5 protein-coding genes are annotated in these 23226 nt (G+C 67.9%); 3 read left to right on the top strand and 2 right to left on the bottom strand.

What is annotated here, in order from left to right:
* Nucleotides 1–145 precede the first annotated feature (145 nt).
* Together IAE37_RS05025 and IAE37_RS05020 are read right to left on the bottom strand one after the other, a co-directional pair.
* Nucleotides 146–1081 (bottom strand): FecR family protein, encoded by a 936-nt coding sequence (locus tag IAE37_RS05025; protein WP_201170155.1) that lies wholly within the window; start codon nucleotides 1079–1081, stop codon nucleotides 146–148.
* A gap of 12 nt (nucleotides 1082–1093) precedes the next feature.
* The gene (locus IAE37_RS05020; RefSeq protein WP_201170152.1) at nucleotides 1094–1582 is read right to left on the bottom strand and encodes an RNA polymerase sigma factor; all 489 of its coding nucleotides are present in this window, start codon (nucleotides 1580–1582) and stop codon (nucleotides 1094–1096) included.
* Between the two features lie 267 nt (nucleotides 1583–1849).
* On the opposite strand from IAE37_RS05020, the gene IAE37_RS05015 reads away from it, so the two are divergent.
* The 3 genes from IAE37_RS05015 to IAE37_RS05005 all read left to right on the top strand — a co-directional run bounded on the left by IAE37_RS05015 (nucleotide 1850) and on the right by IAE37_RS05005 (nucleotide 23042).
* A complete protein-coding gene (locus IAE37_RS05015) occupies nucleotides 1850–14725 on the top strand; it encodes a non-ribosomal peptide synthase/polyketide synthase (protein ID WP_201170149.1) in 12876 nt (4291 codons plus the stop codon).
* A gap of 85 nt (nucleotides 14726–14810) precedes the next feature.
* Nucleotides 14811–16205 carry an aspartate aminotransferase family protein gene (locus IAE37_RS05010; protein ID WP_201170146.1) on the top strand — a complete coding sequence of 465 codons (1395 nt, stop codon included), beginning with the start codon at nucleotides 14811–14813 and terminating at the stop codon, nucleotides 16203–16205.
* Between the two features lie 396 nt (nucleotides 16206–16601).
* Complete coding sequence (locus IAE37_RS05005) at nucleotides 16602–23042, top strand: non-ribosomal peptide synthetase (protein WP_201170143.1); 6441 nt, start codon at nucleotides 16602–16604, stop codon at nucleotides 23040–23042.
* Nucleotides 23043–23226: the final 184 nt, after the last annotated feature.

The raw sequence follows: 23226 nt of genomic DNA, 5'->3' as shown, positions 1-23226 counted from the left end.
CGGGAAAGCTGACAGCGGGAGTGACAAATTTTTTGATTATTCACGGATTTTCGGGGGAGGTTCGCCGGTCGTTATGGGGCGCCTATCAGATCGCGCGGGCGGCGCGCGATCTACGCAACACCACAACTCTCAAGCCAAACGTTGTTCAACGACGGCCCTGGCCCAATGGTCCGATCCGCGTCAGCCATGGCCACTGCTGGACACGAACCGGCAACACCTGCTCCAGCCAGCGCAACTGCGCATCGGCATCCTGGGTCGGCAATGAGCCGGTCACCGGCAGCGCACGCAAGCGTGGATCGCTGACCCAGATCAGCCCGCGATGGTAGCGCCCGAGGGTATCGAGCACCTCACCAAGCGGCTCGCCATCGAACACCAGGCGGTCCCGTCGCCAGGCGGTGACGGCCTCGACGTCGACTACGCGTGGCGTGCCCATGCGGCCGTTGGCGTAGTCCAGCGCCTGGCCTTGGTCCACGCGTAGCGTCTGATCGCCCACGCTCATGCCGACGCGGTGCTCGGCTACCACCAGACGCACCCGTCCGCCATCGTTGCGCGCATCGAAGGCGGTCCCCAGCGCCCGCATGCGCACGCCGGCCGACTCGACGTCGAATGGGTGGGCGGGATCGGCGGCGACTTCCACGTAGAGTTCCCCGCTGTACAGGCGCACCCGCCGTCGCTCGCCATCCAGGCGAATATCCACCCGGGTATTGGGCGCCAGCATGAGGGTCGAGCCATCGGCCAGGTGCAGCTCGCGGCGCTCGCCCGGGCCGGTATGCTGGTCGGCCAGCCAGCCTTGTTCCTGAGCCTGGTGCAGGCTGCCGACACCCAGCATGGCGGCCATGCCCAGCACCAACAGGGGCAGGGTACGCCGACGTGGACGGTGCGGGCGGGTGCCGAGGTTTTCCCACAGTGATTCGGCGTCCAGCGCGGCATGGCGGTGCGCCGGGGATTGCTCGCTCCAGGCCAGGTAACGGTCCCAACGGCCGGCATCGGGCTTGCCGTCGTGCAAGTCCACCAGCCACTGCAAGGCTTGCTCTTGAAGTTCCGGCAGCGGTTGGTCGAGCGTGGCTTCATCGACGGGCATGGCGCTTTCCTGTCATGCGAGGCAGCGGACGCAATGGCGCAGGCCGCGCATGATGTATTTGTTGACCATGCTCGGCGAGACGCCCAGGCGTTCGGCGATGGCGGCGTGACCGAGCCCGTCCAGGCGGTTGAGCAGCAGGGCCTGGCGGCAATTGCTCGGCAGTTCCTCCAGTGCCTGCTGGAGCTGGGCCAACTGCCGACGCAACTCCAGCAGCTGTTCGGGGTTCGGCCTCGGGTCGAGCAGCTCGCTTTCGACATCCTGCAGGGCGCTGTGCTCGCCGATCCGCTTGCGCCGGCGAACCACGTCGATCACCAGGTTGCGCAGCAGGCGCATGAGGAAGAACTTCGGTTGGGCGATGCTGGCATCGCCCATGCCCGCGTAACGTACGAAGGTATCCTGGGCCAGGTCCGCCGCCAGCTCGCGATCGCCCAGGCGGCGATAGGCGATGTGCTGCAGATCGCGATGGTACAGGCGAAACAGCTGGTCCAGGTCGGCGGGCAAGGTGGCGCTCCAGAGCGAATGATCCCGAAGGCGCGCAGAATAGATTTATTGAGAATTATTCGCAATATGTCTTTGTCGATGGGTTTGGCTTGAGAGTCGAAGCGCCGCACGATCTCACAGGCGCCCCATGACCACCGGCGAACCCCACCGACAATTCGTGAAGCACCTAATTTCCCCCCCGCCTCACCCGTCACTGTTCCTATGAAAACGACCTCTTCCCTGCGGAGCGGCCGTTCCCCAAGCATGGAACTGAGGACCGACACAGCGATGGCCACTATCTTCGAGCGCCCGACTTCCCTGGCTCACGCACTGATGCGGCATGCCGCCCGGCAGCCAGAGGCGCCCGCCCTGCGTTTTCTCGATGGGCGTAGCGACGACGGGCTCCTGCTCAGCTACGGGCAACTGGACGCCCGTGCTCGCGCGATCGCAGCGGCGATCGCCGAACGTGCCGGGCGCGGCGAGCGGGCGCTGCTGTTGCTGCCCAGCGGCCCGGAGTACGTGGCCGGGTTCTTCGCCTGCCTCTATGCCGGGGTCATCGCGGTGCCGGCCTATCCGCCAGAATCCATGCGCCCGCAGCACCTGGAACGGCTGGTGTCGATCATCGGCGACGCCGAGCCCAGCGTCATCCTCACCACCGCCGAGTTGTTGCCGACGTTGCGCGACAGCGCCCAGGCCAATGGCCTGGCCATGCCGGGGCTGCTGGCGGTGGACGAGATCCAGGACGCACCGGCCTGGGTCGCCGAGTTGCCACAGCCAGAAGACATCGCCTTCCTGCAGTACACCTCCGGCTCCACTTCCACGCCCAAGGGCGTGCAGGTCAGCCACGCCAACCTGGAAGCCAATGCCTGGCTGATTCGCCAGGGCTACGGCATCGACGATGGCGAGGTCATCGTCAGCTGGCTGCCGCTGTACCATGACATGGGCCTGATCGGCGGCCTGTTGCAAGGCATCTACAGCGGCGTGATGGTGGTGCTGATGGCGCCGCAGTATTTCCTCGAACGCCCCCTGCGCTGGCTGGATGCGATCAGCCGCTTCGGCGGCACCATCAGCGGTGGTCCGGACTTCGCCTACCGGCTCTGCCACGAGCGCATCGCCGAGAGCAAGCTGGCGGGCCTGGACCTGAGCCGCTGGCGCGTGGCGTTCTCCGGCGCCGAGCTGATCCGCCAGGACAGCCTCGACGATTTCGCCGCGCGCTTCGTCAACTGCGGCTTCGACCCCAAGGCGTTCCTGGCCAGCTACGGTCTGGCCGAGGCCACCCTGTTCGTTTCCGGCAGCATTCCAGGGCAGGGCATCGATGCCCTGGCGCTGGATGCCGAAGCGCTCGCCGCCAACCGCGCGGTGCCGGGCGTCGGCGCGCAGTTGATGAGCTGTGGCTGGCCGCAACCTGGGCATGAGGTGCAGATCCTCGACCCGCTGAGCCAGAACGTGCTGGCCGAAGGTGAGGTCGGCGAGATCTGCAGCACCGGCCCCAGTATCGCGAGAGGCTACTGGCGCAACCCCGAGGCCAGCGCCCGTGCCTTCGTGGAACGTGATGGCCGCACCTGGCTGCGTACCGGTGATTTGGGCTTCATGCACCAAGGCCAGTTGTATGTCAGCGGCCGCCTCAAGGACATGTTGATCATCCGCGGCCAGAACCTCTACCCCCAGGATATCGAGCGCACCGTCGAGACCCGCGTCGAAGCCGTGCGCAAGGGCAGGGTGGCGGTGTTCGCCTTGCAGCACGACGGTCAGGAGTCGTTCGGCATCGCCGCCGAGATCGGCCGTCGGGCGCAGAAGCAACAGCCACTGGAGCAACTGATCGAGCAGGTGCGTGCTCAGGTGGCCGACGTGCACCGTGAGACCCCGGCCGTGGTCCTGTTGCTCGAGCCTGGCAGCCTGCCCAAGACCTCCAGCGGCAAGTTGCAACGCTCGGCCTGTGCGGCGCAATGGCGTGATGGCAGCCTGGCCTGTGTGGCCCAGTGGCAATCTGGCCAGGCCAGCACTGCCAGCGCGGCGCCAGCCGAGGACCTGCCGGGGCAGGTGCTGCGCCTGTGGCGCGAAACGCTCAAGGTCGACGTGCTGGAGTCTGGCGCCAGTTTCTTCAGCCAGGGCGGCAACTCCATCCAGGCCATCCAGATGATCGCCGAGCTGCGCGACGAACTGGGTATCGAGCTGTCGCTGCGTACCCTCTATGAGGCGCCGACGCTGGCAGATTTCACCACTCAGGTGCAGGCCCTGGCGCGTGGCGAGCAGGCCGAAGCGCCGATGCCCCGCGTATCTGGCCAGCCGCTGCCGCTGAGTGCCGCGCAGCGCCGCCTGTGGTTGCTCTGGCAGCTGCAGCCCAACAGCGCCGCCTACAACGTGCCGGGTGGCCTGCGCCTGCGCGGCGAGTTGGATCACGCCGCCCTGGACCGTGCCTTCAAGATCCTGGTGCAACGTCACGAAGCCCTGCGCAGCTACTTTTTCGAGCAAGAAGGGGTAGCGCTGCAAAAGGTCGAGGAGGGCGTCGACTTCTCGGTGCAGCACGAGGACCTGCGCGACGTGGCCGTCGAGCAGCGCGAGGAACTGGCCCAGGCCATCGTCGCCCAGGAAACCGCCACCCCGTTCGATCTGGAGGAGGGCGCGCTGCTGCGCGTGCGCCTGGTGCAGGTCGATGAGCAGGACCACCTGCTGCTGGTGACCGTACACCACATCGTCGCCGATGGCTGGTCGTTCGCCATTCTGCTCGATGAGTTCGCCCGGTTGTATGCCGACGCAGGCGCGAGCTTGCCGGCGCTGCCGATCAATCATGGCGACTACCTCGCCTGGCTGAACGCCCGCGACATCGACGCGGCACCGTCGCTGGCCTATTGGCAGGCCCAGCTCGGTGGCGAGCGCGAGGCGCTGGCGCTGCCCCTCGACCATGCCCGCGGTCAGGCGCCTTCAGCGGCGCGGCGCCTGAGCCTGAACCTGCCGGCCACGCTCTGCGCGCAGGTGGCGGCCACGGCCAAGGCCCAGGGCGTCAGTACCTTCATGCTGATGCTGGCGGCCTGGCAGGTGCTGTTGCACCGCTATACCGGCCAGGCTGACATCCGTGTCGGCGTGCCCAGTGCCACCCGCGAACATCGCCACAGCCAAGGCCTGGTGGGCTTTTTCATCAACACCCAGGTCATGCGCAGTACCGTCGATGGCCGTGCTGGTTTCGATGCGCTGCTGGCCAGCGTGCGCGGCACGGTGCTGGACGCCCACGCCCATCAGGCGGTGGACTACGAGCAGGTCAGCGCAGCCCTGGGCGATGCTGCCGGGTTCGAGGTGATGTTCAACCACCTGCAACGCGACAGCAGTGCCTTGCGCCGCCTGCCAGGCCTGTTTGCCGAGGAGCTGCCGTGGCACAGCCGCGAAGCCAAGTTCGACCTGCAACTGCACAGCGAGCAGGACGCCCAAGGCCGCCTGCGGGTGTCCTTCGACTACGCCGAAGCGCTGTTCGAAGCCAGCACTATCCAGCGCCTTGGCGGGCATTTCGTGACGCTGTTGGGGCAACTGTGCGCCAACCCGGCTCAGCCAGTGGCGGATATCACCTTGCTCGACGAGCGTCAATTGGCCCAGCAACAGGCGTGGGGCAGCAACCCGCACGCTGAGGCGGGCTGGTCGTTGCCGGCGCGCCTGGCCGAACAGGCAGCCAAGACCCCTGACGGCATTGCCGTGGTCTGCGGCGAGCAGCGCATGACCTACGCTGCTCTAGACCGGGCCGCCAACGCCCTGGCCCTGCGCCTGCGCCGGCAGAGCGTGGGCCCGGAAGTGCGCGTGGGCGTGCTGGGTGAGCGTTCCCTGGAACTGATGGTCGCCCTCGTGGCCATCGCCAAGGCCGGTGGCGTCTACGTGCCGCTGGACCCCGACTATCCGCAGCAGCGCCTGCTGTTCATGCTCCAGGACTGCGCCCCAGCGTTGCTGTTGGGGCAACCCGCAGTACTGCAGCGTTTTGCCGGGCACACGGCGGTCGCGACCCTGTCACTGCACGGCGTGGCCGACGGCCCGGGCAGCCTCGAAGCGCCCGCGCCCGGGCTGCACCCGGAAAACCTCGCCTACGTGATCTACACCTCCGGTTCCACCGGCCAGCCCAAGGCCGTGGGCGTCAGCCATGCGGCCCTCGCCGAGCGCCTGGACTGGATGCAGCGCCAGTACGGCATCGATGAGCAGGACGTGCTGCTGCAAAAGGCGTCCCTCAGCTTCGATGTCTCGCTGTGGGAGTGCTTCCTGCCGCTGATCGCCGGCAGCCGCCTGGTGCTGGCCGGCGATGGCGATCATCGCGACCCGCAGCGCCTGGTGGCGCTGGTACGCGAGCAAGGCGTGAGCGTGCTGCACTTCGTGCCGCCGCTGCTGCAACTGTTCATCGAAGAGCCCGAGGTACAACGGTGCGTCAGCCTGCGCCAACTGTTCAGCGGCGGTGAGGCGCTGCCGGCCGACCTCTGCCGACGCGTGCGCGAGCGCCTGCCGAACGTCGCCTTGCACAACCGCTATGGCCCGACCGAGGCGGCCATCAACATCACCCACTGGCCTTGTGCAGAGGAGGCCGGGGCGCGCGTGCCCATCGGCCGCCCCCTGAGCAACGCCGTGGTAGAAGTCCGCGACGCTGGCTGGCAGGTCGCTGCCGCCGGTGTGGCAGGCGAGCTGCTGTTGGGCGGCAACGCCCTGGCTCGTGGCTACCTGGGGCAGCCGGGCCTGACCGCCGCGCGCTTCCTGCCCGCCGAGGGCGGTGGCCGGTTGTACCGCAGCGGTGACCTGGCGCGCTGGCGCCACGACGGTGCCCTGGAATACCTGGGGCGCCTGGACGAGCAGGTGAAGCTGCGTGGCGTGCGCATCGAGATCGAGGAAATCCGCAACGCTTTGCTGGCGCAGCCTGGCGTGCAGCAGGCCGCCGTGGTCCTGGGCGAGGGCGCCGGGGGCGGCCAGTTGCTGGCCTACCTGGTGCTCGAAGGCGAGGAGCCGCCAGCAGCCCTGGCCGCGCGCATCCGCGAGGCCCTGCAACAACGCTTGCCCGACGCGATGATCCCCACCCACATCCTGCGCCTGGCGGCCTTGCCCCTGGGCCCCACCGGCAAGCTCGACCGCCGCGCCTTGCCGCAGCCGGACGCCAGCCTGCGCGAATACCGCGCCCCGCGCGATGCTTGCGAACGGGAGCTGGCGGCCATCTGGGCCGAAGTGCTAGAGGTGGAGCGCGTCGGACTGGACGATGACTTCTTCGAACTGGGCGGCCACTCGCTGCTGGCCACGCGCATCGTCTCCCGCGCCCGCCAGGCCCTGGCTGTGGAGCTGCCGCTGCGCAGCCTGTTCGAGTCGCGTCGCCTGCAAGCCTTCGCTGCCTGGGTGGCCCGCGCCAAGGCCGAAGGCCAGGTCGACCAGCAGGGCGCCATCGCCCTGGTCGATCGCCAGCAGCGCGTGGCGCTGTCCTATTCGCAGCAACGCATGTGGTTCCTCTGGCAGATGGACCCGCAAAGCCCGGCCTACAATGTCGGCGGCATGGCGCGCCTGCGCGGAGCGCTGCACGTGGACAGTTTCGAGCGTGCCCTGCAGGCGTTGATCCACCGCCATGAGAGCCTGCGCACCACCTTCCCGTCCGAGGATGGCAAGCCCTGGCAGCAGGTCTCGAACCACTCCGATGTGGCCATGCAATGGCTGGACATCAGCCACCAGGGCCCGGACGAGCGCGCAGCGAGCATCGCCCGCCTGGCCGACGAGCAGGCCCATGCGCCGTTCGACCTGGAACGCGGGCCGCTGCTGCGGGTCTGCCTGGTCAAGAGCGGCGAGGCCGAACACCACCTGCTGCTGACCCTGCACCACATCGTCACCGAAGGCTGGGCGATGGATATCTTCGCCCGCGAACTAGGGGCCCTCTACGAAGCCTTCGTCGACGAGCGCGAGTCGCCCCTGGCGCCGCTGCCGGTGCAATACCTGGACTACAGCGCCTGGCACCGTGGCTGGCTGGAAGGTGGCGAGATGCAGCGCCAACTCGACTACTGGCGCGGCCAACTGGGGGGCGAGCAACCGCTGCTGGCACTGCCCAGCGACCGCCCACGCCCTGCCGTGCAGAGCCATCACGGCGAGCTGCACCGCTTCGACCTGGATGCGCAACTGGCCGAGCAGGTGGCCCGCTTCAACAGTGAACGCGGCCTCACCCTGTTCATGACCATGACCGCCGCGCTGTCGGTGCTGCTTTACCGCTACAGTGGCCAGGACGACCTGCGCATCGGCGTGCCGCTGGCCAACCGTATCCGGCCGGAAAGCGAAGGGCTGATCGGCGCGTTCCTCAACACCCAGGTCCTGCGCATCCGTCCCCATGGGCAGATGAGCGTCGAGCAGCTGCTGGCGCAGGTCCGGCAAGTGGCCATCGATGGTCAATCGCACCAGGACGTACCGTTCGACCACCTGGTCGAAGCCTTGCAGCCCGAGCGCAGCGCTGGCTGGAACCCGCTGTTCCAGGTGATGTGCAACGTGCAGCGCTGGGAGTTCCAGCAGCAGCGCGAGCTGGCCGGCGGCGTCAAGGTGGACTACCTGGTCAACGACGCCCGTGCCACCAAGTTCGACCTCAACCTGGAGGTCACCGACTTCGACGAGCAGCTGCGCTGCTGCCTGACCTACAGCACCGACCTGTTCGACGAGGCGCGCATCGCCGTCATGGCCGAGCATTGGCAGCAATTGCTGCGGGCCATGCTCGCCGATCCGCAGCAGGCCTTGAGCGAACTGCCGTTGCTGGCCGAGCACGAGCGCCAGGCACTGCTGGCCGCAGGGCGTGGCGATGCGCCGGTGGCCCAGCCAGATAGTGTCCATGCACTGTTCCAGCGCCAGGCGCAGGCGACCCCCGACGGCCTGGCCGTCAGCTGTGGCGATCGCTCCCTGAGCTACGCCGAGCTCAATGCCCAGGCCAACCGCCTGGCCCATCGCCTGATCGAACTGGGCGTGGGTCCCGAAGTTCGCGTCGGCCTGGCCCTGCGCCGCTCGGTGGACCTGGTGGTCGGCCTGCTGGCCGTGCTCAAGGCCGGCGGAGCCTACGTGCCGCTGGACCCCGAGTACCCCAGCGAGCGCCTGCACTACATGATCGAGGACAGCGGGATCGCCGTGCTGCTGGGGCATGACGAGCTGCTGCGACAGGGGGCGTTGCCTGCCGATGTCCAGGTCTGGAGCCTGGAGCAGGACCATGCCGCGCTGGCCGCCTATCCCGACAGCAATCCTCGCGAGCGTTCCGCGCCCGGGCACCTGGCCTACATGATCTACACCTCCGGCTCCACCGGCCTGCCCAAGGGCGTGGCCGTGGACCAGGGCCCGTTGGCCATGCACTGCCTGGCGGTGGGCAAGCTGTTCGGCACCACGCCGGCCGACTGTGAGCTGCACTTCTATTCCATCAACTTCGACGCCGCCAGCGAGCGCCTGTTGGTGCCGCTGTTGTTCGGCGCCCACGTGGTACTGCGCGAGCAAGGTCAGTGGGAAGCAGAGGCCATTTGCGGGTTGATCCGCGCCAAAGGCATCAATGTGCTGGGCTTCACGCCCAGCTACGGCGGCCAGCTGGCCCAGTGGCTGCGCAGCCGCGGCGAGCGCCTGCCGGTGCGCCTGTGCATCACCGGCGGTGAAGCGCTGACCCCGGAACACGTGCATACCCTGCGCGAGACCTTCGCCCCGCAGACCCTGTTCAACGGCTATGGCCCCACCGAGGCCGTGGTCATGCCCACCGCCTGCCGGGTGGCCGAGACCCTGGCCGATGACGCGGTCAATGTGCCGATTGGCCGTGTGGTCGGTTCCCGCCAACTGCACGTGCTGGACGCCGACCTGGCCCAGGTGCCGGCCGGTGCCACCGGTGAGCTGTACGTGGGTGGCCAGGGGCTTGCCCGTGGCTACCACGGCCGCCCGGGCCTGAGCGCCGAGCGCTTCGTCGCCGACCCGTTCGACGCCACCGGCGCTGGCCGCCTGTACCGCACCGGCGACCTGGTGCGCCAGCGCGAAGATGGCCAGTTGGAGTACCTGGGACGTATCGACCATCAGGTCAAGGTTCGTGGCTTCCGTATCGAACTGGGCGAAATCGAAGCACGCCTGCTGGCCCACGATCAGGTGCGCGAAGCGGTGGTGCTGGCCATCGACGGCCCGTCCGGCAAACAGCTGGTCGGCTACCTGCTGGCTGCAGCCGAGCTTGACCTGGACCAAGTGCGTGCGCACCTGCATGCCGGCCTGCCCGAGCACATGGTCCCTGCGCACCTGATGGTGCTCGAACGCTTCCCCCTGACCGCCAACGGCAAGCTCGACCGACGTGCCTTGCCAGCGCCGGACGTCAGCGCCAGCCAGCACAGCTACGCGGCGCCGACCACTGCGGTCGAACGCGGCCTGGCCGAGGTCTGGCAGGGCGTGCTGGGCGTGGCCCGGGTCGGTATCGACGACAACTTCTTCGCCTTGGGCGGCGATTCGATCCTGTCCATCCAGGTGGTCAGCCGCGCCCGCCAGGCGGGTATCCACTTCACCGCCAAGGACCTGTTCCAGCACCAGACCGTGCGCACCCTGGCCACTGCCGCCGGGCAAAGCCAGCAGCTCAGCATCGACCAGGGCCCGGTCAGCGGCGCCAGCGCACTGACGCCGATCCAGCACTGGTTCTTCGACCAGGACCTGGCCGCCGCGCATCATTGGAACCAGTCGTTGCTGCTGGGCGCCGAGCAACCGTTGCAGGCCGACCTGCTGGAGCAGGCCCTGCAAGCGCTGGTCAGCCATCATGACGCCCTGCGCCTGCGGTTCGCCGCCGATGGTGCTGGCCAATGGCAGGCCCACTACTCGGCCATCGACACCGAGCAGACGCTGCTGTGGCAGGGCCAAGACGACAGCACCGAACAACGCCTGGCGCTGTTCGAGCGTGCCCAGCGCAGCCTCGACCTGCACCAGGGGCCGCTGCTGCGTGCGGTTCTGGTGCCGGGCGAGCAGCCACGGCTGTTGCTGGCCATTCATCACCTGGTGGTGGATGGCGTGTCCTGGCGGGTGCTGCTGGAAGACCTGCAAACCGCCTATCGCCAACTGCAGCAAGGCCAGGCCATCGACCTGCCGGCCAAGACCAGCGCCGTGCGCGACTGGGCTCAGCGCCTGGCCGCCTATGCCGGCAGCGAGTCGCTGCGCGAAGAGCTGGGCTGGTGGCAGGGCCAGTTGCGCGATGCGCCGACCGACCTGCCGCGGGACTTCACCGGCAATCCCAACCTGGAACGTGACGCGCGCAGTGTCAGCCTGACCCTGAGCGCCGAAACCACCCGACAGTTGCTGCAGCAGGCGCCCCTGGCCTACCGCGCGCGGGTCGAGGACCTGCTGCTGACCGCCCTGGCCCAGACCCTGTGCGCCTGGACCGGCCAAGCGTCGGCGCTGGTGCAGTTGGAAGGCCACGGGCGTGAAGCGCTGTTCGACGAACTGGACCTGAGCCGCAGCGTGGGCTGGTTCACCAGTGCCTACCCACTGCAACTGACTCCGGCCGCCAGCGCTGGCGACAGCCTCAAGGCCATCAAGGAGCAATTGCGCGGCGTGCCGCACAAGGGCCTGGGCCACGGCGTGCTGCGCTACCTGGCCGACCCTGCCAGCCGGGCGGCCATGGCGGCCTTGCCCGAGGCCCGCATCACCTTCAACTACCTGGGGCAGTTCGACCAAGGCTTCGCCGAGGCTGCCTGGCTGCGACCGCTGGCCGAGGCCGGCGGCGCGCAGCACAGCGGCGACGCAGCGCTCGCCAACTGGCTGAGCGTGGACGGCCAGGTCTATGGCGGCGAACTGACCTTGCGCTGGACCTACAGCGAGCAGCTGTTCCGTGGCCAGACCATCGAACAGCTGGCCCAGGCCTACCAGCGCAACCTGCAGGCCTTGATCGAGCACTGCCTGCAACCCGAGGCCGGCGGCATCACCCCGTCGGACTTCCCCCTGGCCCGGCTCAGCCAAGCCCAGCTCGATGCCTTGCCGTTGGCATCTGCCGACATCGAGGACGTGTTCCCGCTGACACCGATGCAGGAAGGCCTGCTGTTGCACACCCTGCTCGAGCCTGGCACCGGCATCTACTTCATGCAGGACCGCTACAGCATCGACAGCGCCCTGGACGTCGAGCGTTTCGACCAGGCCTGGCGCGCCGTGGTGGCCCGCCATGAAGCCCTGCGCGCGTCGTTCTGCTGGAGCTCCGGCGAGCAGATGCTGCAGATCATCCACCGCGGCGACGGCGATGGTGTGGAGTTCCTGGACTGGAGCGCATTGCCCGCCGATCAGCATGAAGCGCGCCTGCAGGCGCTGCTCGAGCGCGAGCGCCTGGCTGGCTTCGAACTGCTGGAGCGCCCGCCGCTGCACCTGCGGCTGATTCGCCTGGCCCCCGAGCGGCACTGGTTCATCATGAGCAACCACCACATCCTCATCGATGCCTGGTGCCGGTCGATCATGATGGGCGACTTCCTGGCGATCTACAAAGCCCTGGAGCAGGGCAGCGAAGCGCGCCTGGCGACCCCGCCGCGCTACCGCGAATTCATTGCCTGGCTGCACCATCAAGGGCTGGAAACCTCGCAGCAATACTGGCGCCAGACCCTGGCCGGCTTTGCCCGCCCGACCTACATCCCCAGCGACCGGCCGATCCTCCACGATAACGGCGGCATGCAGGTCGGCGACCTGCACAGCCGCTTGCTGCCGGAGCAGGGCGCACGCTTGCGCGAACTGGCCCAGGCCCACCAGCTGACCGTCAACACCTTCGCCCAGGCCGCCTGGGCCCTGGTCCTGCGCCGTTACAGCGGTGAGCGCGACGTGCTGTTCGGCGTGACCGTGGCCGGGCGCCCGGCCAGCCTGCCGCAGATGCAGCAGTGCGTGGGCCTGTTCATCAACAGTATCCCGCTGCGCGTGGCCATGCCGGCGCCAGAACAGAAACTCAGCGTGCGCCAATGGCTGCAGCAACTGTTCGAGCGCAACCTGTCGTCGCGCGAGCATGAGCACCTGCCGCTGGTGAGCATCCAGGAATGCAGCGAGCTGCCCAAGGGCCAGGCGCTGTTCGACAGCCTGTTCGTGTTCGAGAACGCCCCGGTGGATGCCACCGTACTGGAGGGTGCCGAGGGTCTGAATGCCAAGTCCGGGTCAGGCCGTACCCACACCAACTACCCGCTCACCGTGGTCTGCTACCCTGGCGACGACCTGGGCCTGCACCTGTCCTACGACCGCCGCTTCTTCGAACCCGCCACCATCGAGCGCCTGCTGGGGGACTTCCAGCGCCTGCTGCTGGCGCTGGCCGATGGTTTCGAACAGGACCTCGATGCCTTGCCGCTGCTGGCCGACGACGAACGTGAATTCGTTCTGCAGGACTGCAACCAGAGCACCCGCGAGTACCCTCTGGAGCAGGGCTACGTGCCGCTGTTCGAAGCCCGCGTGGCAGCGCACCCCGAGCGCATTGCCGCCGCCTGCCTGGGCGAGCAGTGGCGCTACGCCGAGCTGGATCGCTACGCCAACCGCCTGGGCCACGCCTTGCTGGCCGCCGGCCTGCAACCGGACGTTCCGGTGGCCCTGCTGGCCGAGCGTGGTTTGCCGCTGCTGGGCATGATCGTCGGCAGCCTCAAGGCGGGTGCCGGTTATCTGCCGCTGGACCCGGCGCACCCACGGCAACGCCTGGCCGGCATCGTCGAACGCAGTCGGGCGCCGGTGCTGGTATGCAGCGCGGCGTGCGAGGGCTTGGCCCAGTCGCTGCTGGATGAGCTGGATGACGCGGTCGAGCGTCCGCGCCTGCTGGTCTGGGACCAGGTGCAAGGCGGCGAGGGCAGCGATCATGCTCCAGGCATTCGCGTCAGTGGCCAGCACCTGGCCTATGTGATCTACACCTCCGGCTCTACCGGCGTGCCCAAGGGCGTGGCGGTGCAGCAGGCCGGCATGCTCAACAACCAGCTGAGCAAGGTGCCGTACCTGGCGCTGGACGAACACGACGTGATCGCCCAGACCGCCTCGCAGAGCTTCGACATTTCCGTGTGGCAGTTCCTCACGGCTGCGCTGTGCGGTGCACGGGTGCAGATCGTCCCAGACGCCATCGCCCACGACCCGGCAGCGTTGCTCGGCCATGTGCGCGACACCGGTATCACCGTGCTGGAAAGCGTGCCGTCGCTGATCCAGGGCCTGTTGGCCGAGCCGGCCGGCGCCCTCGACAGCCTGCGCTGGCTGCTGCCGACCGGCGAGGCCATGCCGCCGGCCCTGGCCCGCCAATGGCTGCAAAGCTACCCGCAGGTGCCGCTGGTGAACGCCTACGGGCCGGCCGAGTGCAGCGACGACGTGGCACTGTTCAAGGTGGACGAGGCCTCTGCGGCCGGCAGCTACCTGCCCATTGGCACGCCCACCGACAACAATCGCTTGTACCTGCTGGGTGACGACCTGTCGCCAGTGCCGACGCTGGCCGACGCCGAGCTGTTCATCGCCGGCACCGGTGTCGGCCGCGGCTACCTGGCCGATCCGGCACGCACCGCCGCCAGCTTCCTGCCCAACCCCTTCGGTGCGCCGGGCGAGCGCCTGTATCGCACCGGCGACCTGGCCCGCCGCCGCGTCGACGGCGTGCTGGAATACGTCGGCCGGGTCGACCACCAGGTGAAGATTCGTGGCTACCGCATCGAACTCGGTGAGATCGAAGCGCGCCTGCGCGAACTGCCCCAGGTGCGCGATGCCGCCGTGGCGGCCCAGCAGGCCGCCAGCGGGCACTACCTGGTGGGCTACGTGGTCGGCAGCGAGGATTGGCCAGCGATCAAGCAGCACCTGGCGCAGAGCCTGCCCGAGTACATGGTGCCGCGTCATTGGCAGTCCTTGGCGCAGTTGCCACTGAACGCCAATGGCAAGCTCGACCGCAAGGCCCTGCCAGCCCTGGAGTTCGGCATCGCTCTGCAGTACCAGGCACCGTCCAGCGAACTGGAGCGCACCCTGGCCGAGATCTGGGCCGAGGTGCTGGGTGTCGAGCGCGTGGGCGTCACCGACAATTTCTTCGACCTCGGCGGGCATTCGTTGCTGGCCACGCAGATTGCCTCGCGGGTGCAGCAGGCGCTGCAACGTAGCGTGCCGCTGCGAGCGATGTTCGAGTGCAGCACGGTGCAGGAACTGGCAGCGCATATCGAGGCCTTGGGCGGCAACGCCCTGGACGAGCAGCAGGTCAGCCGCATCGATGACCTGATGGCACGCCTGGAGGCGCTGTGACAGCGGTTCACGTTTTCAATCGACCGGGCGCCGCCGCGCCCGGGCACTTTCTCGGCTTTTTATCTTTCCTTTCAGGAGCACAGCAATGAGCACAGTGTTGGCCGAAAAACCAGGTATCGGTGACGTCGTGGAAAAGAACTACCAGTTCGAGGACAACCCGATCCTGGCGCGACAGAAACTGCAGGAGTCGAATGCCCGCAGCTACCCGCGGCGCATTCCACTGGCGCTCAAGCGTGGCCGTGGCATCCACGTCGAAGACGTCGAGGGCCGCACCTTCATCGACTGCCTGGCCGGTGCCGGCACCCTGGCGCTGGGCCACAACCACCCGGTGGTGATCGACGCGATCCGCCAGGTGCTGGACGACGAGTTGCCGCTGCACACGCTGGACCTCAGCACCCCGGTCAAGGACCGTTTCGTCCAGGACCTGTTCGCGGTGCTGCCACCGGCGTTCGCCAAGAATGCCAAGATCCAGTTCACCGGCCCGACCGGCACCGACGCCGTGGAAGCGGCCCTCAAACTGGTGCGTATCGCCACGGGCCGCAGCACGGTCATCGCCTTCCAGGGCGGTTATCACGGCATGAGCCAGGGCGCCTTGAGCCTGATGGGCAACCTCAAGGCCAAGACGCCGCTGGGCGCGCTGCTCAGCCAGGGCGTGCAGTTCATGCCATTCCCGTACGACTACCGCTGCCCGTTCGGCCTCGGTGGCCAGCAGGGCGTGGAGGTGAACCTGCGCTACCTGGACAACCTGCTCAACGACCCGGAGAGCGGCGTGCAGTTGCCGGCGGCGGTGATCGTCGAGGTGGTGCAGGGCGAGGGCGGCGTGGTGCCAGCGGCGGATGCGTGGCTGCGGGGCCTGCGCGACATCACCGCCCGCGCCGGCGTGGCGCTGATCGTCGATGAAATCCAGACCGGCTTCGGTCGTACCGGCAAGTTGTTCGCCTTCGAGCACGCCAACATCGTGCCCGACGTGGTGGTGCTGTCCAAGGCCATCGGCGGCAGCCTGCCGCTGTCGGTGATGGTCTACCGCGACTGGCTCGACACCTGGCAGCCCGGTGCCCACGCCGGTACCTTCCGCGGCAACCAGATGGCCATGGCGGCAGGCTCGGCGGTGATCCGTCATATCGAATCGGAAAACCTGGTAGAGCACGCCGCTGCCATGGGCCAGCGCCTGTACGAGCATCTGCTGGGGCTGCAGCGTAATAGCCCGCAACTGGGCGATGTGCGTGGCCGTGGTCTGATGCTCGGGGTCGAGGTGGTCGACCCGGCCGGCACGCCCGATGCCCTCGGCCATCCGCCGGCGGACCCGGCGCTGGCCAGCCGCATCCAGCGTGAGTGCCTCAAGCGCGGGATGATCATCGAGCTGGGCGGGCGACATGGCAGCGTGGTGCGGTTCCTGCCGCCGTTGATCATCAGTGCGGAGCAGGTCGATGAGGTGGCGGGGATTTTTGCGCGGGCTGTGGGGGCTTCGGTTGGGGGGTGATTGGGGGTGTGCGCTTGAGTTTTGTAGCGCCTGTGAGATCGAGCGCCGCCCGCGCGGCGCTTTGCGGGGCAAGTCGGATCGCCGCACCGCCGCTCCCACATCTGTTTCGGGCCAATCAATCCTGATGCATTGGCGCGCGCCCCTGGTGTGTACGACGCGATATCGAATGGAACGAACAAGGGCCCGCGCGCCGATGGTTGCAGGAGATACTGGCCCGAAACAAATGTAGGAGCGGGCTTGTCCCGCGATGCGCCGCGCGGGCGGCGCTCGATCTCCGCGGCACTGCATCTCTTGAGCCGCACACCGCGAACCCCCCATAAATCACCCCCTGCCTTTTTCGTCTCTGAGGTAACGACCGGGCCCTAGTCCCGCTTCCGATCCTTGAGGACGCATCGCATGAATGCCGAAAACTCGTTGAAACTCGCTCGCCGCTTCATCGAACTGCCGCTGGAAAAGCGTCAGTTGTTCCTGGCCGGCCTGCAAGCAGAAGGTGTCGATTTTTCCCTGTTCCCTATCCCCGCCAACGTCACCGGCGCGGATCGCGACGGGCTGTCCTACGCCCAGCGGCGCATGGCGTTTCTCTGGCAGCTGGCGCCCGAGGGCGCGGGCTACAACCTGCCCATGGCGGTGCGCCTCAAGGGCCCGTTGAACCTGCAGGCGCTGCACAGTGCCTTCGACCAGTTGCAGGTGCGCCACGAAAGCCTGCGCACGCGCTTGCAAGCCGAGGGCGACCACTTGCGCCAGCAGGTGCTCGCGCCCTCGGCCGTCGAAATCGTTCGGCATGACCTCGGCGCGCAGCCCGAGGCCGAGCGCGAAGCGCAGGTGACCGCGCTCGCCGAGGCCGAGGCGCAGGCACCGTTCGACCTGCTGCAGGGCCCGCTGTGGCGGGTCCGGTTGCTGCACCTGGCCGCCGAGGAGCATGTGCTGCTGCTCACCCTGCACCACATCGTCGCCGACGGCTGGTCGCTCAACGTGCTGATCGACGAGTTCGTGCGCCTGTACGATGCCGCTTGCCAGGGCTCGGTCGCGGCCTTGCCGGCGCTGCCAATCCAGTACCGCGACTACGCGCTGTGGCAGCGCAGCTGGCTGGAGGCGGGCGAGCAGGCGCGGCAGCTGGAGTACTGGCAGGCCAAGCTGGGCGACGATCACAGCCCGCTCGAACTGCCCTTCGATCATCCCCGCCCGGCACTGCCGAGCCATCGGGGGGCGCGCCTGGAACTGCAGGTGCCCCTGGCGCTGAGTGCGCAGATCGGTGTCTTGGCCAGGGCCCAGGGCGCCACGCTGTTCATGGTCCTGCTGGCCTCCTTCAAACTGCTGCTGCAGCGCTACAGCGGCCAGCGGGCCATCCGCGTCGGCGTGCCGGTGGCCAACCGGCATCGGGCGGAAGTGGAAGGCCTGATCGGTTGCTTCATCAACACCCAGGTGCTGCACACCGAAATCGATCCGCTGATCGACGCTGGCGAGCTGCTGCGTCGGGTCAAGGACACGGCACTCGGCGCCCAGGCGCACCAGGACCTGCCGTTCGAGCGCCTGGTGGAAGCCCTCGACCTGGACCGCAGCGGTGGCCACAGCCCGTTGTTCCAGGTGCTGTTCAACCACCAGGCAGCCATCGCCGATGCCGGGCAGATCCGCCTGGACAGCGGCCTGGCCCTGGAAAAAGTCCCGCTGCAAAAGCACAGCGCCCGGTTCGACCTGGCGTTGGACACCTACGAGAGCGCCGGGCACCTGCACGCGGTGTTCACCTACGCCACGGACCTGTTCAGCGCCCACAGCGTGGCCGCCATGAGCCAGCACTGGCTGGCTCTGCTCGAAGGCCTGGTCGCTACGCCCGATGCCCGTATCGGTGAGCTGGCGCTGCCCGTGAACGCATCGGCGCCGCCGCTGCCGGCAGTGGCCGGGCCCGATGACAAGCTGTGCATCCATGACCTGATCGCCACCGCTGCCAGCGCCCAGCCGCAACGCATCGCGGCTTTCAGCGGCGATGAGGCGATCACCTACGCGGCGCTGGTCGCCCGCGCCGACGCTTTGGCGCAGACGTTGCTGCAGCTGGGCGTGGAAGTGGAAGAGCGGGTCGGGGTGCTGGCCGACCGCTCGCTCGACATGCTGGTGGGCATGCTGGCAGTGTTCAAGGCCGGCGCTGCCTACCTGCCGCTCGAGCCCGACCAGCCCCCGGCCCGGCTGGCGTTCATGCTCGCCGACAGTGGCGTGAAATGGGTGCTGGGGCGTATCGACCCGGCCAGCCTGCCGCATGGCGTCGCCTGGGTTGACCCAGCCCGGGAACATCGCGCCACACCTATGCGTCAGGTGGCGCTGCACGCCGGCAACCTGGCCTACGTCATCTACACCTCGGGCACCACTGGCACCCCCAAGGGCGTGGCCGTCAGCCATGGCGCGTTGGTGAACTACGTGCAAGGCCTCGAGCAGCGGCTGCCGATGGCGCAGCTCGAGCAACTGGCGATGGTCAGCACCCCGGCCGCCGACCTGGGCCACACCGTGCTGTTCGGCGCCCTGTGCAATGGCAAGACCCTGCACCTGCTGGCCAAGCACCAGGTGCTGGACGCCGATGCCTTCGCCGCGTACATGACCCAGCACGAAATCGACGCCGTGAAGATCGTGCCGTCGCACCTGCAAGCCCTGCTGGCCGCGGGTGCCGGTGCCTTGCCGGGGCGCTGCCTGATCCTCGGCGGCGAAGCCTGCGCCCCAGCCTTGTTGCAGCGCATCGCCAAGCTGGCGCCTGGGTTGGCCGTGATCAACCACTACGGCCCCACCGAAACCACCGTCGGCGTGCTCACCCAGGCACTCGACAGCCAGCCGCTGCTGGGGCGCCCACTGGCCAACAGCCGCGCCTACGCGCTGGACGCTTGCCTGCAACCGGTGCCGGGTGCTGCGCGAGGCGAGCTGTACATCGCTGGCGCCGGCCTGGCGCGCGGTTACCTGGGGCGTGCGGGTCTCACCGCCGAACGCTTCGTGCCGGACCCGAGCGGCGCGCCCGGTGCGCGCATGTACCGCAGTGGTGACTGGGTTCGGCATACCGCTGAAGGCGCATTGCAATTCGCCGGGCGTATCGATGGCCAGGTCAAGCTGCGCGGCTACCGCGTAGAGCTTGCCGAGATCGACGCCTGCCTGCGCCAGCAAGCGGGGATCGACAACGTGGTGGTGCGCCTGGTGGGCGAGGAGGGTGATGCCCAGTTGGCCGCCTACCTGGTGCCCCAGGCCTGGCCGGCCGATGACGATGCCCGCCGGGCTTTCCTCGACAGCTTGCGGGCAAGCCTGCGCCAGGCCCTGCCGGAGCATCTGGTGCCCCAGTACCTGCTGTTGCTCGAACGCCTGCCGGTGACCGCCAACGGCAAGGTCGACGCCAAGGCCCTGCCGGCGCCCGCCGCCACGGTCGCCGAGTACCGTGCACCCGGCACGCCGACCCAGGTCGAGGTCGCGGCGATCTGGGCCGATGTGCTGCAGGTGGGGCAGGTGGGGCTGGACGACAATTTCTTCGCCCTGGGCGGCCACTCGCTGCTGGCGACCCAGGTGGTTTCGCGCATCCGCCAGCAGTTGAAGGTCGATGTGGCGCTGCGCGCCCTGTTCGACACCGCCGACCTGCAAGGCTTCGCCCAGGTGGTGGAAGGCCTGGGGCAGGACCTTGGCGGCGATATCCAGCCGGTGGACCGCACGCAGCCGCTGCCGGTGTCCCATGCCCAATACCGGCAATGGATGTTCTGGAAACTCAACCCCCTCAGCACTGCCTACAACACGCCATTGGCGGTGCGTCTGGAAGGGCGCCTTGACCGTGCGGCATTGAGGGCGGCATTCGACGAACTGGTGGCGCGCCATGAAACGCTGCGCACCGTGTTCGAGGAACGCCAAGGGGTGCCGTACCAGCGCGTGCTGCCGGCGACGGCCCTGGCCATCGTCGAACACGACCTGGCTGGCGCGTCCGCCGCAGCGCTGGTCGACTACCTGCAGGCACGCGGGGCCGAACCCTTCGACCTGGCCAGCGGGCCGCTGATTCGCGTGCAGCTCCTTCGCATCGGCGCAGAAGAACATGTGCTGTCGGTGGTGCTGCACCACATCGTCTCCGATGGCTGGTCGATGGGGGTGATGGTGCGCGAACTGGTGGAAGTCTATAACGCCTTCGCTGCCCGCCGACCGATTCAGCGCCCTCCGCTGGCGGTGCAGTACGCCGACTATGCCAGTTGGCAGCGCGAGCGCCTGGCCAGCGGCGAGTTGCAAGCTCAGTTGGCCTACTGGCAAGCGGCGCTGGAGGGCGACTTCAGTGTGCTGGAGTTGCCTGCCGACCGACCGCGGCCGCAGGTCCAGAGCTACCGAGGCGGGCGTGTCGAGGTGCGCCTGCCCGCCGAGCTCACGGCCAACCTGCGCCGCCTGGCGGTGGAGGGCAATGCCTCGCTGTTCCATGTGTTCCTGGCATCGTTTGCCCTGTTGCTGGCGCGCTACAGTGGGCGTGACACGCTCAACATCGGTGTGCCGGTCACCAACCGCAATCGCCTGGAGCTGGAAGGCTTGATCGGGTTCTTCGTCAATACCCTGGTCGCCCGCGTTGCGGTGGACCCGCTGCAGTCGTTCAGCCAACTGCTGGCCAGCGTCAAGGAAACCGCCTTGCAAGCCCAGGCGCACAAGGACATTCCGTTCGATGTGCTGGTCGAGGAACTGAAACCCGAACGAGCGCTGGGCTACAACCCGCTGTTCCAGGTCATGTACAACCACCTCAGTGCCGTAGGCGAGCGGGTGTCGAGCGACAGCATGTCGGGCATGCGCGCCACGGAAGTGGACCTTGCCGAGCAGACTTCGCAGTTCGACCTCAGCCTCAATACCCTGGAGCGTAGCGATGGGGTCATGGCGGTGATCAACTACGCCTGCGACCTGTTCGATGCGCCGCGCATCCAGCGCCTGGGCGAGCATTGGCTCAACCTGCTGCAGGCCATCGTCAGTCACACCGGCCAGCCGCTCGCAGAATTGCCGATGATCGGCGGCGTAGAGCGTCAGCGCATGCTGGTCGAGTGGAACCGCAATGCGCAGCCGTACCCCGCCGAGCAATGCGTCCACCAGTTGATCGAAGACCAGGCGGCGCGAAGCCCCGACGCCGTCGCCCTGGTGCATGGCACGCAGGAGCTGACCTACGCGCAACTCAATCGCCGCGCCAACCAGTTGGCCCGTTACCTGCGCGAGCAGGGCGTGGGCCCGGAAGTGCTGGTGGGCGTGGCCCTGGAGCGTGGGCTGGACCTGGTGGTGAGCTTGCTGGCGATCTTCAAGGCCGGTGGCGCCTATGTACCGCTGGACCCAGCCTACCCGCAGGAACGCCTGGCCTACATGCTGCGCGACAGCCAGGCGCGGGTGCTGCTGTCCCAGGGCTCGTTGCTCGAACGCCTGCCGGGGGCGACTGCCGCCAAGGTGGTGCTGCTCGATTCGCTGGCGTTGCAGCACTACCCCGAGGAAAACCTCGACACCCTGAGCACGCCCGCCAACCTGGCGTTGACCATCTACACCTCTGGCTCCACCGGCCGGCCTAAGGGAGTACTGCTCGAGCAGCGCAACATCACTGCGCTGATTGGCTGGGCGCTTGGCCACTACCGCCAGGACGATCTCAAGGGCGTGCTGGCCGCTACCTCGGTGTGCTTCGACCTGTCGCTGTGGGAGTTTTTCGTCACCTTGTCGGCAGGCGGCTACGCGGTGATCGCGCAAAATGCTCTGGCGCTGCCGCTGCTGCCGGCGCGCGAGCGAGTGCGCCTGATCAATACCGTGCCATCGGCGATCAAGGCCCTTTACGACGCCGGGCACATACCGGCCAGCGTGCGCATCATCAACACGGCGGGCGAGACGTTGAAGCAGACGCTGGTGGACCAGCTCTATGCGCTGGGCCATGTGCAGCACGTGTACGACCTGTACGGGCCGTCGGAGGACACCACCTATTCCACCTGCACCCGTCGCGAGATGAACGGCCCGGCCAACATCGGCAGACCGCTGCCCAACAGTGCCGGCTACGTGCTCGACGACACCGGCAACCCACGGCCGATCGGTGCGGCCGGGGAAATGTGCCTGGCCGGTGCTGGCCTGGCGCGGGGCTACCTGGGCCGCCCGGCGCTGACTGCCGAGAAGTTCTTGCCTGACCCGTTCGACACCAGCGCGCAGGGCGGTGGCCGCTTGTACCGCAGCGGTGACCTGACCCGCTACCGCGACGACGGCGTGATCGAGTTCGTCGGGCGGATCGACCACCAGGTGAAGATCCGCGGTTTTCGCGTCGAGCTGGGCGAGATCGAGCAGACGCTGCTCGCCCATGCCTCGGTGCGCGAGGCGGTGGTGATCGATATCGAGGGGCCGGGTGGCCGGCAGTTGGTGGCTTACCTGGTGGCGCAAGGGGAGGTCCCGGACCTGCGTGAGCATCTGCGTATCACGCTGCCGGACTATATGGTCCCGGCGCACCTGGTGCGGCTCGATGCGCTGCCACTGACGCCCAACGGCAAGCTCGACCGCAAGGCGCTGCCAGCGCCGGATGTCGGTGTCCAGCAGCACGCCTACGTGGCGCCGCACACCGAGCTGCAGCGGCAGGTCGCGGCGATCTGGGCTGAGGCGCTGGAGATCGACAGGGTCGGGCTTGGCGATAACTTCTTCGAGCTGGGTGGGCACTCGTTGCTCGCCACCCAGGTCACGGCGCGGTTGCAGGGGCAGTTGCCGTTCGAGCTGCCGCTGCTGGCGCTGTTCCAGGCGCGGGATCTTGAGCACTATGTGCAGAGCATTGACCGCGATGATAGCGGCAGCAGTGATGACCTGGATGATCTGGAGCGTTTGCTTGGGGAGTTGGAGGCGCCTGAAGGGCAGGTGTCGTAGGGTTGGGTTTGGTTGGGCGGGTGGGTTGCCCGCCCTGGCCCTTTCGCGGGTAAACCCGCTCCTACAGACGGTGGTGCCCTTTCGCGGAAACCCGCTCCTACAGAATGGTGGTTCCCTGTAGGAGCGGGTTTACCCGCGAAGGGGCCAGCACAGGCAACCCATCAGCAAGAACCCAACGCATAAA

It is taken from the genome of Pseudomonas sp. S31, from assembly GCF_016648105.1.
In the GTDB taxonomy this organism is placed as follows: Bacteria; Pseudomonadota; Gammaproteobacteria; order Pseudomonadales; family Pseudomonadaceae; genus Aquipseudomonas.
The sequence above is the reverse complement of the archived record's forward strand: the minus strand, read 5'-3'. Positions and strand labels throughout refer to the sequence as shown.

Bases quoted from the DNA above. Each gene is read 5' to 3' on its own strand.
- IAE37_RS05005 (WP_201170143.1), top strand. From the start codon at position 16,602: ATGAATGCCGAAAACTCGTTGAAACTCGCTCGCCGCTTCATCGAACTG.
- IAE37_RS05025 (WP_201170155.1), bottom strand. From the start codon at position 1,081: ATGCCCGTCGATGAAGCCACGCTCGACCAACCGCTGCCGGAACTTCAA.
- IAE37_RS05015 (WP_201170149.1), top strand. From the start codon at position 1,850: ATGGCCACTATCTTCGAGCGCCCGACTTCCCTGGCTCACGCACTGATG.
- IAE37_RS05010 (WP_201170146.1), top strand. From the start codon at position 14,811: ATGAGCACAGTGTTGGCCGAAAAACCAGGTATCGGTGACGTCGTGGAA.